This window comes from Aquimarina brevivitae (assembly GCF_004216895.1).
GTDB classification, from domain to species: domain Bacteria; phylum Bacteroidota; class Bacteroidia; order Flavobacteriales; family Flavobacteriaceae; genus Aquimarina; species Aquimarina brevivitae.
Map to the genome: position 1 here is coordinate 839135 of NZ_SGXE01000002.1, position 16660 is coordinate 855794.

16 protein-coding genes are annotated in these 16660 nt (G+C 35.2%); 11 read left to right on the forward strand and 5 right to left on the reverse strand.

From position 1 onward, the window contains the following. Positions 1 to 37: 37 nt before the first annotated feature. Complete coding sequence (locus EV197_RS11470) at positions 38 to 235, reverse strand: hypothetical protein (RefSeq protein ID WP_130286899.1); 198 nt, start codon at positions 233 to 235, stop codon at positions 38 to 40. A gap of 113 nt (positions 236 to 348) precedes the next feature. Between EV197_RS11470 and EV197_RS11475 the strand changes: the two genes are divergently transcribed. From EV197_RS11475 to EV197_RS11510, 8 genes are all read left to right on the forward strand, one after another. Next, the gene (locus EV197_RS11475) at positions 349 to 696 is read left to right on the forward strand and encodes a hypothetical protein (RefSeq protein WP_130286900.1); all 348 of its coding nucleotides are present in this window, start codon (positions 349 to 351) and stop codon (positions 694 to 696) included. Positions 697 to 1030: 334 nt separating this feature from the next. Beyond that, positions 1031 to 1450, forward strand: coding sequence for an OsmC family protein (locus EV197_RS11480; RefSeq protein ID WP_130286901.1), 420 nt, complete (start codon positions 1031 to 1033; stop codon positions 1448 to 1450). A gap of 12 nt (positions 1451 to 1462) precedes the next feature. Then, positions 1463 to 2515, forward strand: a complete 1053-nt coding sequence (locus EV197_RS11485; RefSeq protein WP_130286902.1) for an NAD(P)-dependent alcohol dehydrogenase — start codon at positions 1463 to 1465, stop codon at positions 2513 to 2515. A 288-nt stretch (positions 2516 to 2803) separates the two neighbouring features. Then, positions 2804 to 4099: a phosphoribosylamine--glycine ligase gene (locus EV197_RS11490; RefSeq protein WP_130286903.1), complete on the forward strand. Its 1296-nt coding sequence runs from the start codon at positions 2804 to 2806 to the stop codon at positions 4097 to 4099. An 8-nt stretch (positions 4100 to 4107) separates the two neighbouring features. Beyond that, the gene (locus tag EV197_RS11495) at positions 4108 to 4572 is read left to right on the forward strand and encodes a GNAT family N-acetyltransferase (protein WP_130286904.1); all 465 of its coding nucleotides are present in this window, start codon (positions 4108 to 4110) and stop codon (positions 4570 to 4572) included. 203 nt (positions 4573 to 4775) lie between these two features. Further along, complete coding sequence (locus tag EV197_RS11500; RefSeq protein ID WP_130286905.1) at positions 4776 to 5204, forward strand: FKBP-type peptidyl-prolyl cis-trans isomerase; 429 nt, start codon at positions 4776 to 4778, stop codon at positions 5202 to 5204. Between the two features lie 123 nt (positions 5205 to 5327). Then, the gene (locus EV197_RS11505) at positions 5328 to 7511 is read left to right on the forward strand and encodes a S9 family peptidase (RefSeq protein WP_130286906.1); all 2184 of its coding nucleotides are present in this window, start codon (positions 5328 to 5330) and stop codon (positions 7509 to 7511) included. A gap of 189 nt (positions 7512 to 7700) precedes the next feature. Then, a complete protein-coding gene (locus tag EV197_RS11510; RefSeq protein ID WP_130286907.1) occupies positions 7701 to 8462 on the forward strand; it encodes a hypothetical protein in 762 nt (253 codons plus the stop codon). 70 nt (positions 8463 to 8532) lie between these two features. On the opposite strand, the gene EV197_RS11515 is transcribed toward EV197_RS11510, so the two are convergent. From EV197_RS11515 to EV197_RS11530, 4 genes are read right to left on the reverse strand one after another with little or no spacing between them, the layout of a single operon-like run. Continuing rightward, positions 8533 to 10917: a DUF2309 domain-containing protein gene (locus EV197_RS11515; protein ID WP_130286908.1), complete on the reverse strand. Its 2385-nt coding sequence runs from the start codon at positions 10915 to 10917 to the stop codon at positions 8533 to 8535. 1 nt (position 10918) lies between these two features. Further along, positions 10919 to 12385 carry a proton-conducting transporter transmembrane domain-containing protein gene (locus EV197_RS11520; RefSeq protein ID WP_130286909.1) on the reverse strand — a complete coding sequence of 489 codons (1467 nt, stop codon included), beginning with the start codon at positions 12383 to 12385 and terminating at the stop codon, positions 10919 to 10921. A gap of 2 nt (positions 12386 to 12387) precedes the next feature. Continuing rightward, positions 12388 to 12600 (reverse strand): hypothetical protein, encoded by a 213-nt coding sequence (locus EV197_RS11525; protein WP_130286910.1) that lies wholly within the window; start codon positions 12598 to 12600, stop codon positions 12388 to 12390. 26 nt (positions 12601 to 12626) lie between these two features. After that, positions 12627 to 12935, reverse strand: a complete 309-nt coding sequence (locus EV197_RS11530) for a hypothetical protein (protein ID WP_130286911.1) — start codon at positions 12933 to 12935, stop codon at positions 12627 to 12629. A gap of 116 nt (positions 12936 to 13051) precedes the next feature. Here EV197_RS11530 and EV197_RS11535 point away from each other — a divergent pair, with 116 nt between their 5' ends. From EV197_RS11535 to EV197_RS11545, 3 genes are all read left to right on the forward strand, one after another. After that, positions 13052 to 13975, forward strand: a complete 924-nt coding sequence (locus EV197_RS11535; RefSeq protein WP_130286912.1) for a LysR family transcriptional regulator — start codon at positions 13052 to 13054, stop codon at positions 13973 to 13975. Between the two features lie 269 nt (positions 13976 to 14244). After that, positions 14245 to 15681: a circularly permuted type 2 ATP-grasp protein gene (locus EV197_RS11540; protein WP_130286913.1), complete on the forward strand. Its 1437-nt coding sequence runs from the start codon at positions 14245 to 14247 to the stop codon at positions 15679 to 15681. Positions 15682 to 15693: 12 nt separating this feature from the next. Next, positions 15694 to 16653: an alpha-E domain-containing protein gene (locus tag EV197_RS11545; RefSeq protein WP_130286914.1), complete on the forward strand. Its 960-nt coding sequence runs from the start codon at positions 15694 to 15696 to the stop codon at positions 16651 to 16653. The last annotated feature ends 7 nt before the right edge of the window (positions 16654 to 16660 follow it).

Here is a 16660-nt window from a genome sequence, read left to right on the forward strand (position 1 = left end):
AAAGCCATAGTCAAAACTATGGCTTTTTTTTAGTGAATTATCCGATTATATCCTTGATATCTACTTCCATATAATCAGCGATTTTTTTAATTCTTTCAAAATCCTTAGCCAGGTCTTTTTGCTTTACTACATATTCACCTGCCTGCGGGCTTACGCCTAAGGTTTTTGATAATCCATACACTGTTTTTTGTCCATTGCTCCTTTTGAGGAGTTTTTTTAATTTCTTGTTAACCATAGTAATTTCTGAAAAAAGGAATCAAATATACATATAAATTTTTATTAAAAAAATATTTGTATATTAAAAATATATTTGTATATTTGGTCAGAACAAATCAAATCACCTTAACTATGAAAACTTTACTTTTTATCTTGGGATTACTAACTATGAATTGTGCCATTGCAAACGCTTCTATTGAAAACACTAACGGGGGTAAAGAAGACAAAAAGAAAACAGAAGCTAAGAAAGCTGAGAATAAGAATTTTCATTCAGTACGTAAATGGAAAATAACCATTGAGTACGATAATGGAGATAAGCTATCTAAGACTATTTCTGTACATCAAAATGCTACAGTAAGTGCGTTAGATCTGGCTTTTGCTGAGGCAGAAAAACAAGTTAAACGCCTCAAAAACGTAAAAGGATATGCTGTTAAACCTGTTGCAAATAATGATTATGTGCTACTAGCAACAAATAAATAAATTTCGCCTCAAAACTACGATGGTTATCTATCTTAGTGTTATCAAAAAGACAGTTCGCTGTCTTTTTTTTTATGCTTAAAAATAAAATTAATCAAAAACGACTTTTTGGTATAGAAGGAGGATGTTATTAGGTATAAAACATAAAGGTATATTAAAACTTCCAAAAAGCAGTCGAATTCTTCTTTAGAAAAGGTTAATGTGGTTGATAGTTCTATTAGCTCTTATTACATTTAAGAAAAGCTGAAAAAACATTTTTAAGCAACGTGATAAATATCCATTGCTATATAATGTTATAAAGCGAAACCTAATATGTATAATACATAAATCAAATCAAATGAAATTTAAAAGAAAAGCTAAAGCACATTGGAGTGGCAGTGGTAAAGAGGGTAGTGGAACCTTATCCACAGATAGTGGAGTGTTAGACGAAACACCATACTCCTTTCATACTCGCTTTGAAGACGGAACTAAAGGTACCAACCCAGAAGAATTGGTAGGAGCAGCTCATTCCGGTTGTTTTGCCATGCAATTGAGCTTTCTTTTAGGAGAAGAAGGTTTTCAACCAGAAACACTAGATGTAGTCGCTAATGTTTTATTCGAGGATGGCAGTATTACTGAGGTTACGCTCAACTTAACAGCTAGTATACCTGAAATAAGTTCAGAAAAGTTTACTGAGATTGCACAAAAAGCTAAAAATATTTGTCCAATTTCTAAACTTTTAGATACCAAAATTAATCTTATTACAAATCTTAAATAAAAATACTTTATAATGCCAGAGATCATAAAATCCTACGGTGCGAAGGAAGCTAAAGCTGATTTGCAACCTATGGAAATAAAAAGAAGAGATATCGGTAATGATGATATAAAAATTGACATTACTTTTTGCGGAGTTTGCCATAGCGATATTCATCAAGTTAATAACGATTGGAAAAATTCCAAATATCCTGTGGTACCAGGACACGAAATTATTGGACGTGTCATGGAAGTAGGTAAAAATGTAAAGAATTATAAGGAAGGTGACTTAGTAGGAGTCGGCTGTATGGTGGACTCTTGTCAGACTTGTGATTCTTGCAAGGACGACGTAGAACAATTTTGTGAAAATGGAGCCACATTTACCTATAATAGTGAAGATAAACACTTAGGTGGGCATACGTATGGAGGGTATTCTACTATGGTTGTCGTAAATAAAGAATTTGTTTTAAAGGTACCGGAGAATATTGACGAAAAAGCTGCTGCACCTTTATTATGCGCAGGTATAACGACTTGGTCTCCTTTACGACATTGGAATGTTAAAAAAGGTGACAAGGTAGGTGTAGTAGGTCTTGGAGGGCTAGGACATATGGGTGTTAAATTTGCCAATGCTTTAGGAGCTCACGTAGTGATGATTACAACTTCACCATCAAAAGCGGATGATGCCAAAAGCCTGGGTGCACACGAAGTGTTGATATCTAAGAACGAAAAGGAAATGGAAAAACACGCAGGTAGTTTCGATTTTATATTGAATACTGTTCCTGTATCACATGATATGGATCCGTATATTAATTTATTAAAAAGAGATGCTACCATGGTGCTTGTAGGTGCTATTGAGCCCTTAGAGCCCTTCCACGGAGGAGGATTGATTATGGGGAGAAAACGTATTGCTGGTTCCATAATTGGTGGAATTAAAGAAACTCAGGAGATGCTAGATTTTTGTGGCGAACATAATATAGTGTCAGATATTGAATTGATTGATATGCAAAATATCAACAGGGCTTATGAGCGAGTAGTAAACTCCGATGTAAAATACAGGTTCGTTATTGATATGGCGTCTTTAAAGAATTAAAAAGCTAATGTTATTAAAATCAGCCTGAAAAGTATAGTTTCATATATTTTTCAGGTTTTTTTATAATAGGTGTTTTATAATTAAAAATAATTTTAACAGCTGTATACAACCTAACTCTTTTTGTACTAATTTTACATTACATTTAAGAAGTTAAAAGATGCTATATTAGCAAATAGATTTTCGGTTTTTATTGAGCTTAGTATCATACTAAATCAACCTCTTATATACATACCAGAGGAACCAATAAGTAAACCTCACTTATAGTACACTTCTAAATTTTAAGTTTTATTGAAAAAAAATATAGTTAACAAAAAGAATATCCTTTTTGTATCTCGCTACGGAGAAACTCTTGATATTGCATTTGCCATTCAAAAAGAAGGGCATAAGGTAAAAATGTTTATTGAGGATAAAGGCTGCAAGGAAATCGGTACAGGTTTTATCCCAAAGGTATTAGATTGGAAAAAGCACAAGGACTGGGCAGACCTTTTTATATTTGATTACACAGGATATGGTGAAATATGTGAGTCTCTAAGAAAAGAAGGGAAATTGGTTATCGGAGGCTCGGTCTACACAGATAACCTAGAATTGGATCGAAATTTTGGTCAAAATGAGCTTAAACGACTCGGGATTAAAACCCTACCGTTTAAAGAATTTACCAGTTTTAAGGAGGCTATCGAGTACGTTACCAAAAATCCTGATTCTTATGTAATAAAGCCTTCTGGCGAAATTCAAGAGCTTAAACAATTATTATTTGTAGGCAGTGATGATTCTGGATCTGATGTAATTAGAGTTTTAAAGGCTTATGAAAAAACCTGGGGAGATCATTTTGGTGCGTTTCAGCTACAAAAGAAAGTAAAAGGGGTTGAAATTTCAGCTTCAGCCTTTTTTAATGGGAAAAAGTTTTTAAGTCCGGTAAATATTACCTTTGAGCATAAAAAACTATTTCCAGGAGAATTGGGGGTATCTACTGGCGAAATGGGGTCTAGTATGTTTTGGGTAAAGGAATCTCCAATATTTGACGCAACACTCTTAAAATTTGAAAAAACGCTTGCGGATAAAAATTTTATTGGGCATATCGACCTTAATTGCATTGTTAATGGTAATGGTATTTTTCCCTTAGAGTTTACTTCTAGATTTGGATATCCACAGATTATGATTCAACGTGCTGGATTATTGGAACCATTGGGAGTCTTTTTTACCAAATTAGCAGAAGGGAAAAATTTTCACATTGCCGTAAAAAAAGGATTTCAAGTTGGGGTCTTTATGGTGGTTCCACCTTTTCCGTTTACCGATAAAAAAGCCTTTAATTTATTCTCTAAAGATGCTGTTGTAATTTTTAAAAAAGAGCTCAAAGAAGGGGTTCATCCTATGCACCTTAAACAAATTAATGGAGAATGGTTGATTACTGGAGATACTGGTATTGCCGTATTAGTTACTGGCACAGGAATAACCATGAAAGATGCACAGCGAAATATGTACAACAAAGTTCAACATATTATCATTAATAACTGTTATTATCGTACAGATATTGGTGACCGATGGTTTGAAGATTTTGATAAATTGTGGTCCTGGGGCTGGTTATAGCCATTGCTATGCTAACAAATATTACATCTCAACCCAAAGCTTTTTTTGAGCTTTTACCTAAGGATTGGAAACAAACTTTAGAGCCTTATTGGACCTATTATCAAAAGCATAGTGAGGTTCTAGTATTACTTGTAGACGGACAAATAGTGGCCGGAGCAATTGTTTTTAGAAAAATTACTCCTGACACCTTAATTTTTAGAAAAGAGGCAAAGGAGTTATGTCAACAGGGGTATTGGTATATTGGCTTTTTATGGGTGCCTACTACATTTAGAGGAAAAGGATATGGTTCAGATTGGTTGACCGCACTAAAAATTATGTTTCCGGATCGATCGTTTTGGTTAACCACCGAAGAGTCTAAGCTTCAGGAGTTTTACCTGCTTAATAACTTTAAATTAATATCCTCAAAAATAGTACGAGGTGAAACAGAGTATTTGTTTCGATTCGATTCACTTTCACAAAAAAATGAGCTGTAGGGATTACAAATTTAAAGATCACTTTGTACTGTTAAATCAAGCCGATTTGCTGTATAAATGATATGTAAATCAATTGATTAACATATCAACGCCTATATATGTTAATATTATCTTAACTCAATAAGATTCTTAGTTATTATTCTTTAAGCAAAATTCAAAAAGTTATGTTTGCAAAATAGAATATAAATCATAAAAAAATAATTATGAGCAAAGTAAAGCAGAATGATACTATAGAAGTACATTATACTGGTAAACTTAAAGATGGTCAGGTATTTGACAGCAGTTTAGAAAGAGAACCATTAAAGGTTACTTTAGGACAAGGAATGTTAATTCCTGGTTTTGAAAATGGTATCATTGGCATGGAAGTAAATGAAAAGAAAACTATTGATATTCCTAAAGCAGAGGCTTATGGTGATGTGAGAAAAGAATTATTCCATACAATAAAAAAAGAGGAACTTCCTCAAGAGATTAAGCCAGAAGTTGGTATGGGATTAGTAGCAAGAAACGAGGATGGATCAGAAAGACAACTAAGAGTGTCTGAAGTTCAGGAAGATGCTATCGTGGTTGATGCCAATCACCCTTTAGCTGGTCAGGATCTTGTTTTTGAACTAGAATTAATTGACATAAAATAATAGGATTTGATATCCTTAATTATAAAAACCGCCTTCATAGGGCGGTTTTTTTGTTTTTAAATCTTAAGTTTAGGTGCAACAATTATAAATAGGTGACCCTATTCTAAATTAATCAATCACTTTATGAAAACGAAACTCATTTATTCAATTTTTTTATGTGGAGTCTTCTTTATCTCTTGTAAACAAGAAGCTAAAGAAACCACAACACCAGAAAGGCCGTATGAAGCTATTGAAGTTCCAGTAGCCAAAAAAATACCAGAAAGTTTAACAATTCACGAGGATACCAGAGTTGATAATTATTTCTGGATGCGTTTATCGGATGAACAGAAAAATGCAGACACTCCTGATGCACAAACGCAAGATGTATTGGAGTATCTTAATGCTGAAAACGCATACAAGGAAAAAGCAATGAAGCATACCGAGGAATTGCAAAAAAAATTATACGATGAGATTGTAGGTCGTATTAAAAAAGAAGATGCTTCTGTACCTTATGAAGATAACGGCTACTCTTATTACGTTCGATTTGAAGAGGGTGCGGATTACGCCTTATACTGCAGAAAAAAGGTAGCAGAAGGAGCAGAGGAGGAGATTCTTCTTAATGGACCAAAAATGGCTGAAGGGCTTTCTTATTTTGGCATCGGAAATCAATCTGTTAGTCCGAATAATAAAATACTTGCATACGGAATTGATACGGTATCTCGTAGAAGATATACGATCTATTTTAAAAACCTGGAGACAGGTGAATTATTAGCGGATAAGCTACAGAATACTACAAGTAACATGGCTTGGGCTAATGATAATAAAACCATATTTTATACTACAAAAGATCCTCAAACTTTAAGAGCAGATAAAATATATAAACACACATTAGGCACGGATCAAGCAGAGGATGAGCTTGTTTTTAATGAAACTGATGACACCTTCAGTACTTTTGTGTTTAAAACCAGGTCAGACAACTATTTGATGATTGGTAGTTCACAGACCTTATCTACAGAATACCGTTATTTGGATGCCAATACTCCTAATGGAGAGTGGAAAATTATTCAACCACGTGAGAAAAATTTAGAGTACAGTGTAGACCATTATGGAGATCATTTTTATATCTACAATAATTTGAATGCTACTAATTTTAAACTTTCAAAAACGCCCATTGCTAAAACTACAAAAGAAAACTGGGAGGATGTAATTGCTCATAGAGATGATGTATTACTGCAAAGTTTTGTGCTGTTTGAAGACTATTTAGTGTTGCAGGAGCGTTTAAATGGTTTAAGAACTATACGAGTTATGAAGTGGGATGGATCCAATGATCACTATATTAAATTTGATGATCCAGCATATATGGCGTATCCTACCACCAATATGGATTTTGATACAGATGTTCTACGGTATTATTATACTTCCTTGACTACTCCTGGGAGTACAATAGATTATAACATGAGTACTAAAGAACAAACTGTACTTAAAGTAGATGAAGTGGTTGATCCTAATTTTTCAAAGGATAATTATGTATCCGAAAGAATGTTTGTAACCGCACGAGATGGGGCTAAGATTCCTGTATCTCTTGTACGCCATAAGAATACTGAGAAAACCAAAGAAACACCTTTGTTACTATATGCATATGGATCATATGGTAATAGTATAGAACCAAGATTCGGTTCTGCACGATTAAGTCTTTTAGATCGAGGATTTGTTTTTGCTATCGCCCATATCCGCGGAGGTCAAGAAATGGGACGTTATTGGTATGAGGATGGAAAATTGTTGAAGAAGAAAAACACCTTTACCGATTTTATTGATGTAGGAGAATATCTTGTAGATAAAGGGTATACCAGTTCTGAACATTTATATGCAGAAGGAGGAAGCGCAGGAGGACTACTGATGGGCGCCGTGCTTAATATGAAACCTGAATTATGGAATGGAGTAATCGCTGCCGTACCATTTGTAGATGTTGTTTCTACTATGTTGGATGAAACCATTCCACTAACTACGTTTGAGTTTGATGAATGGGGCAACCCTAAAAATAAAGAATACTATGATTATATGTTATCCTATTCGCCATATGATAATGTAGAAGCAAAAGCTTATCCACACATCTTAATTACAACAGGATATTGGGATAGTCAGGTGCAATACTGGGAACCAGCAAAATGGGCAGCAAAGTTAAGAGCGTTAAAAACAGATGACAATCTGCTGCTATTAGATACGGATATGGAGACTGGTCACGGTGGTGCTTCTGGTCGCTTTGAGCGATATAAGCGTACGGCATTAGAGTATGCCTTTATGCTAGATTTGGAAAATATAAAAGAATAAAAAGTAGTAGACATAGCTAGTAAGAATTGAAACCGATGGTTCTACCATCGGTTTTTTTCGGATACACCGATTCATTTCGAATGTCCCTATAATTAGCATTTCAGTCTGTGGAGTTACTACGAAAATGTAGATTTTTAGTACTTTTTTAACACTAAAAAATTATATTCGCTTTTTCAACACCTAACCAATATGAAAATAATAATATTTCTAAGCTTTATTTTTATCTGTGTAAATACCGTAGCAGCACAAAAAACTTGTGATAAAAATGAAGTTTTAGCCATGATCAATGAAAAAACCGCGCTTAGTCGTGCGATGGAAAAGAAAATGGAACAGCAGCTTGAGCAGCAGGTAAGTGAACTTGCAATCAAAAAAAATTGGGATGATAAGGAGAAGGCACAATATTTAATTAAGTTAGTTTCTTCAGAATATTTTAGTAAATCAATAGCAGAAAAACAGGATATTATAGTACACTTAATGTCATTGTTACAACAAGTAGATGGAAACAACGCTTCTGCTCAAAATTGTAAATTAGCAGATGCAGCAGCTTCTAAGATAGATGAAGTAATGAGTAAAACTAAGAAAGAGTGGGATATGGTAATTGACCAAGTAACGATAGATTACGCTCTGGTGATTAGTGGTAACGATACAGAAGTTACTGCGGAACAAAAAATAACTAACAATCCTAAAAATCCTGAAAAATTTATAGGGCTTTGGTTTAATAAGGATAAAAAAGAAACCTTTTATTTCTTGCAGAATGGTGTGGTAACGCATCAGATTTTAAATAAAGATGCTGAATTTGATCAAAGTCTATGGTCTATAGAAAACCAGGAGTTGTGCTTTAATTCTGCAGCGAATCGCGAAAAAAGCATATGTATTCCCTTTACGATCAAAGACGGTATTCTGCATTTTACTTTGGAAGGAGAAGATGCTAACTTTGAAAAAATACAATAACTTAAGTTCATAAGTTAAAAAAAATGCCATCATAAGTGATGGCATTTTTTCTTGAGCATTCCATTGAAGACTACATTGAAATCTCCTCTGCTAACTTTTGTTGGCCAGCAGTTTTGTTTTCTTTTCTAACATTTTTATTTTTTTTCCATACGGTTTCCCACTGGATGGACTTTTGGTATCTCAAAATTACATTTTGCTGTGTAGGATCTACAACCATTAGATAAATCCATTCATTATCCAATAACATCCGTAAGTTTTCATTTCGTGTCAAAATTTCAGATACTCGCCTTACCGGAGCCTCGATCATCACAGATAAACGTAAGGGCTGATGGTACATCAGATCATCTGCATCATAGAGAGACTGTAGTGGAAGTCCCATTTTAAGGTCTCCTCCATTACCTTGAACCACTCCAAATTTACCAGTGATGTTATGTGTTATTTTTGACCCTCCACCAAAAGTTTCGTTATCCACAGTAGAGAAGTAGTAGTGATTGTTGATCCACTGTGTTACTACCATAGGTCCTTGCATAATGCCCTCAAGTGCTTTACCTTCTTTATCAAGCTCCCAGTTATAGGAGTGTAGAAAACAACGGCTACCCAGATTCGTGTTTTTGGTCAAATCTCGTTGACCCACGATAAAGCCTGCATTTTTTGCAAGACCCCATTCTGGTCTGGTCTCTGCCCAGTTGTTTGCTTTTTGATGAGCCTTAGCAATACTTTTTTGAGAGTTACCTAAACGATCCTGTGTTGCGGTTTCTTGGGCAAGTGATAAATTTCTTTTTACTACCGCTACAGCTTCAAGATGTGATTCTGGAACTTCAGCGTCAAATAGTTCGATGTGATCAGTAGTAGTATTGTGTTCCGCTCCTATAAATACGGTATCTTCAGGTATTTGTATTCCATAGGCACTACTCAATTCCTCTCTTACATCTGGTTGATTGGCCAGTTTAGCCAGCATACGCGCATTGTTTCGTCCTGGAGTTGCTGCGCAGGCACCACAATCTAAACTTGAGCCAAATGGATTATTTGCGGTATGACTACCGTGACCTACAAAAAGTACCAGCTTAGCAAATTGTTTCCACCCCATAAGATTAAAGGACGACTTCACGATGCCCACTCGTTCTGCTAATGGAATTCCATCAGTGTCCTGAGAATCAATTTTAGTTATAGAAGGCTCACAGAAGGATTCTGTTTTAATCTGCTTACTGCTTTTTAGGGTATACGCTTTACCAGGAAATAAAGTCCTGATGATCATCGATACTCCATAATATAGACCCGATCCCTCTACATATCCAAATGCTGATGGAAGCATGTTTTTCATCCGTTTAAGGAAGTATACTTTAAATTTATCAATACTATTTATGGACTTGTATTTAGCTAAGCTTTGATCTTTTCCGGTTTGAGCTTTTTCAGAAACGGTGTATCCTGAAGCTACAATAGGAGGACAAGCTTTTCGGGTAATTCCATCTTCAAGACTCTCGTAGTCCATAGTGATTCCAAAGAAACCTGCATATCCGTAGGTTTCATAATCTCCTTTGGATTCTACGTGTCTTCGAATCAGCTCTGATCTGGTATCGATACAAAATACGAATTGTGCATCAGGTTTATTACTTTTTTCATCCGTTGCTTTTGTCGTCTGTTTGGCTACCGTATGTACTAAGTCTTTTTGCCAACTAGCCTCCCAGGCTTTTAACCATATGTATTGGAGTTTTGCTATCTCTTTTTGAGAAGTATCTTGTTCTACTTTTTTCAGTAAAGGAATATCCAAATGCTTTGCAGTCCATAATCGAGCGGCTAAATATTCTTCTATGGTTATAGGGTAGTGCTGTTGCCAATCACTATTTGTTTTTTGTCGATGATTGATATATCCAGTCCATCCCGGTAATGCTGCTAGGTGATACGTAAATAGTGCAATGTACTCTTCTTCCTTAAAATCTTTCAAGATATTGTCGAATACGTCTTTTGGACTCTTAGGTATCTCTTTTAAAGAAGTAAAATCACATTCATCATCATAAATGACCAAATGTCTCCACGAGTTGTAAAATCCTTCTGTTTTGAATGGCATACTCCATTCTGCTAATCCTTCATCCATAAAAGCAGCAAGCCATTTGGACATTACACGGTCTAACTTATTGTTTTCATTTACAATAGCCGTAGGTTGTTGTGCTTCCAAATGCTCAAGATACATTTCAGGAGCATCCGTAAATCCTTCGTATTTTAAAAGTTCGGAGATTATTTCTTTGTCAATCTCACCCTTATTCCAGGCTTGTCTATAAAGCTTGGCATCCGGAAAAACGGAAGCTGTTAACTGCTCTTTAGCCTTTAGTACTGCTTCTTTGAAAGGGGCATTTTCATACCCCGATAGTGGATTCGAAGCCACGAAAGTGTATAGTGGCCAGGTATCACCTATAATTTTAGAAGCTTTATCAATAGTATGTTGAATAGATGTATTCATGTTATTTTGATTTATACATTAAAACGGATCTTTTATAAGGCTGAGAAATGTTAAGTAATTTTACATACAGCCAAGGAAATTTTTGGTAGATGCCCAATTTCATTAAAAAGAATCCAAGTAAAAACACAATACCAAAGACCAGCTGCACCCAAGATAATGGCAGGGGTTGTGCAATCATTGGTAGATCAGCCATCAGTTGAGTTACACCCAAGTACATAAGTGCGTATATTCCGATACCAGCCATAAAGAGTACGGGCATCAAGATACTTTTTTGTACTACAGATAAACTCTTCTCTTTCACTATATTATACGTTGCCTGACCTACAGTGATAGCTACGATAAGGGTTAAAAATATACCGCTATCTAGTTTAGTTCCTTTCCCGGTCCATAAAGCAAACAATACTGCGCCTAAAACTCCAAAAAGAAGTACTGCAAATGCCTGTAAGGGTTGTATACGCAGATGTATAGGTTGCTGAGGCTTGGTTTGGCCCACTTCTTCTCCTGAGGATAGAAATAGGTAAGCTTTGTAAAAACCGTGAAGTATCAAGTGCACTACTGCTGCGTTAAAGAATCCTAACCCACATTGCATAATCATAAAACCCATTTGAGCTATGGTAGAACACGCTAATTTTTGTTTTACATTAACCTGAAGTAGTTTGGTAAACTGTGCAATGATTGCGGTTAATCCTCCGATGATAAAAAGAATATGTAGCGTATTAGAAGCAAATAGAAAGGTAGCAAATAGCGCTAATAGTATACCTGCACCATTTACAAACCCTGCGTGCATAAGTGCAGAGGCTGGCGTTGGTGCTGTCATTGCTGAAAGTAGCCAACGGTGAAAGGGGTACATAGCCGATTGTACGACAGCTGCTCCAATAATACACATTGCAGAAATTAAGGTGATAAAGAGGGGGATTTCACTAATCAGTGCGGTAAGCTTGGTGATGGTAAACACTCCTGTATAAAAAGCGGGTATGAGTAATCCAACCGACAAGAATCCTGTACCTGTAAGAAAGTAACGCAATGTAAATTTGGAAGCCTCTCGTGCCTCGCCCCATTTTTTATTAACCCCAATCAGTTGAGACATAAACACCCCCATTAATAACCAACTTAATATTACAAGTAAGATATGATTGGCCATTACTAGTAACATGACGGAAAAGGTAAACCCTAAGCACCGAATCATAAATGCCGAGTGATAGGTAAAACCAGTTAAGTAATTGGTAGCATAACTACTAACAATTGCACTAAAAAAAGTTACGGTTGTCCAAATCAGAATCGTAAAGTTAGTAATGCTAATAAAAGGATCGAAATTCCAATCAATAGGTTGGTTGAAACCTATAATCAGTAAAGAAAGATTAATACCAAAAAGAGACCATAAAACGATATTAGCTAGTGTTTGCATAGCTGGCTTTTTAGGTGTCGTTGGTGCTACTGTATTTAATTTAATAGTATTGTCAAACGCCATTTTTAGTGTTTTTTGAAGTTGTTAACCTCAGTTGTTTCTTTGCTTTTAGTACTATCCTGATCTCCTGCCTTTAAAAGAATGAGCATAGCTAAGATGAAATTACAGTGAAGCATTTCATCTAAGAATAAATGATTGTTATAATACGAGAGTATGATGAATAGGATCAAAATTGAAAGACCAAGGGTCGGTAGTACTTTAGATCTAAATAGTTGCATATATAGAGTTTTATAGCTTTGTTCAACTACTTTACTGCACTAATTTCTAGGGTACCGTTTATCGTTAAGTTTTTCCCAGAAGCACGTAGACTTTTTATGTACTCTTTTGCTATTGTCTTTTCCTTTTCCAACTCTTCAATGCGATTATCTAATTGATTGGTTTCGCGTTTATGGTCTCCTTCCCAAACTTGTAAACGTTGTAGCTTGTGGAAGTTGATTTTTTCATCAATCAGATTAGTGACGATGTGAGCTGCTTCTGATGGTGTAAATTCCCCTTTTACCAATTGGATTTTTTGAGTTACTTCTTTTGTTTTAGATACTTCTTCGGTTTTCATTATAATTGTTTTTGAATAATTAGTTTGAATTCTTGTTTTATTTTCCGGGGCAAATATTAAACTATTTATTCATATATTTTTATTTATATTTGTTATACAATACATAAATAAATTTTATGAATTACACTTTGCATCAACTTCAGATTTTTCTTAAAATAGCTGAATTACAAAGTATTACAAAGGCTTCTGAAAGCTTAAGTTTAACACAGCCAGCTGTGTCAATTCAGCTAAAAAATTTTCAGGATCAGTTCCCTATTCCCTTAACAGAAGTAGTAGGAAGACAATTATATGTAACAGATTTTGGCATGGAAATCGCTAAAGCAGCAGAAAAAATCTTGAATGAAGTCAATGCAATTAATTATAAAACCATGGCTTTTAAAGGGCAATTATCTGGACGTTTAAAGATTTCAGTAGTTTCAACAGGTAAATATGTGATGCCTTACTTTTTGTCAGATTTTATGCATCAGCATCCAGGTATAGAGTTGGTCATGGATGTAACGAATAAGAGTAGAGTAGTGGAGAGCTTAGAAAATAACGAAGTAGATTTTGCATTAGTTTCAGTACTACCAGAAAAATTAAAATTGGAAACGGTGACACTAATGGAGAATAAACTGTTTTTTGTAACGAGTACCAAGCTTGAAATTAAACCAGGAATGACGAGAAGAAAATTATTTGAAGAGCTTCCGTTAATTTATAGAGAACAGGGGTCAGCAACGCGTAATGCTATGGAAACGTTTATCAAAGACAATAAATTTGAGGTACAAAAGAAAATGGTGTTGGCTTCTAATGAGGCTGTAAAACAAGCGGTATTGGCTGGTCTAGGATGCTCCATAATGCCTTTGATAGGAATCCGAAATGAACTTAGAAGTGGAGAGTTAGCGATTTTACCTGTAAGAGGTTTACCGATCACTACAATTTGGAATTTGGTTCATTTACAGTCCAAAAATTTATCTCCCGCAGCTGTAGCCTATAAAAATTATTTGAGTGAAAAAAAAGAACAGATTATTGCAAAAAATTTTAAATGGAGTGTCACTTTTTAGGATTACATTATTTTAAAGGTAATAGCAAAAACGATATTGCTTTTTAATAATTATGCGATTAGTGCGCTTAATTTTACTTTTCTAGCAATTAACGTTTCATTTTTTAATAGCATTCGGATTTCTAGTGATTACCTCATATATAATTCATTAATTTTTTGTAGTTTATAAAGCCATTAGGTTACTAAAAACAGGTAGGTATAATTCACACAAATCAAATTTTTTAAATAGGATATACCGCTATTTGAAAAAAAGAAAACTCACTAGTCATCATGTCAAAATTAGATTTTTCCAGCTACGATACTCAAGGTTTCTATGACGAAATGTTTGATGAAAATAATGTTGTACGCCCAAATTATAAGCTTTTTCTCAATCGTTTGGAGCAAATAGGCCAAGGTAAACTGAATCGGTTACGCCACTCTACTGACCGAGCGCAATTGTCTCTGGGCATGACCTTTAATGTGTATAGCGATAATCAAGGAATAGAACGTATTCTTCCTTTAGACATCATTCCAAGAATTATTGAGAATTCTGAATGGTCATTTATAGAAATGGGATTACAACAGCGTATAAAAGCACTGAACCTTTTCATTCAAGACATATACAATGATCAAAAAATCATAAAGGATAACATTATTCCGAAAGAAATGATATTTTCTAGTGATGCTTTCCTAAGTCAATTACAGGGTTTTACACCACCAAAAAGTATTTGGTGTCATATTACAGGATCTGATTTAATCAAAGGTGCTGATGGTAAATATTACGTTTTAGAGGATAATCTTAGATGCCCCTCTGGGGTTTCGTATATGTTAGAGAATAGAGAGATTCTTAAACGTACTTTCCCAGAGTTGTTTGAGCAATTGGATGTTAAACCGGTATATGATTATACTCATGTATTGCGAGATACGCTGGAGTCATTATCAGAAAAAGAAAAACCTACTGTTGTTGTACTTACCCCAGGTATCTATAATTCTGCTTATTTCGAGCACTCTTATTTAGCACAACAAATGGGAGCTGAACTGGTAGAAGGTCAGGATTTGACCGTACAGGATGATATGGTGTATATGATTACAACTCATGGCTTGCAACGGGTAGATGTCATTTATCGTAGGGTAGATGATGATTTTATTGATCCTTTAGTTTTTAATAAAGATTCTTTACTTGGAACCCCTGGATTATTTAATGCCTATCTCAAAGGAAATGTGGTGCTCGTGAATGCACCGGGAACCGGTGTTATCGATGATAAAGCGGTTTATGCGTATATTCCTAGAGTTATTAAATACTACCTTGGAGAGGATATGATTTTACCTAATGTTAAAACCTACATTTGCGATGAAAAAGACGACTGTAAATACGTTATCGAAAATATTCATAAGCTAGTGGTGAAACAGACCGATGCCTCTGGGGGGTATGGCATGCTAATCGGTCCTAAATCTACAAAAAAGGAACAGCAGGAGTTTATTGCCAAGATCAAGGACAAACCACGTAAATATATAGCACAGCCAATGATAAATCTTTCCAGAGTACCAACTATGACTGGGGATACCATCGAAGGAAGACATGTGGACTTACGACCTTATGCCTTGTATGGTAACAGTATTAACATCATACCAGGTGCTCTTACTCGGGTGGCTTTAAAAAAAGGTTCAATTGTAGTCAACTCTTCTCAAGGAGGAGGAAGTAAAGATACTTGGGTGCTTAACAGTTAAAATGAAAAAATTATGCTAGGAAGAGTTGCAAACACTATATTTTGGATGAATCGCTATTTGGAGCGTGCAGAGAATTATGCGCGCTTTATGGATGTTAATTATAACCTGTCATTAGACTTATCTCCAAACGAAACAGAACAATGGTTACCTTTAATTATGGTAACAGGAGACTGGGAGTTGTATCAGTCCCTCAATGATAAGGTAGAAAAAAGCAAGGTGATCTATTTTTTAGCCTTTGAAAAAGAAAATCCTAACTCCATCTACTCTTGTATACGCAATGCTAGAGAGAATGCCCGTGCGGTACGAACAGAGATCACTAAAGAAGTATGGGAACAAATTAACGAATTGTACTTTTTGGTGAAAAAGGGTTTGGAAAAAAAACGGTATACGGATACAAAATATCGCGATTTTTTTACTGAAATAAAGAAAGGTTGTCAATTGGTCTATGGCATGTATGTTAGTACCATATCTCGTAACGAAGGGTGGCATTTTGCTAAGTTGGGACAAGTAATTGAGCGAGCAGACAAAACCTCTCGTATGCTAGATACCAAATATCATCTTTTGCTGGACACTCCTAAACTTATTGGGTCTTCCATTGATTTAATACAATGGGCAGCTTTGCTTAAGTCAGTAAGTGCCTATGATATGTACAGAAAGAAATATGGCAAATTAACGCCAGCTTGCATTGCTGAATTTTTGATATTAGACACTGAGTTTCCCAGGTCAATACTGGCGTGTTTAATACGAGCTGAACAATGCTTAGTGATATTATCGGGCAGCTCTGTAGGGTTTAGTAATGTAGCTCAAAAAAAGCTAGGTGCGCTTAAATCACAGTTAGAATATGTAGCTATCGAAGAGATAATCGACAGCGGTATGCACGAGTATCTTGATGATATACAGAAAAAATTAAATGATATATCCTCTGCCATTTATAATTCATTCTTCAGGATTGAAAATCATATTCATCCCTAATTACTAC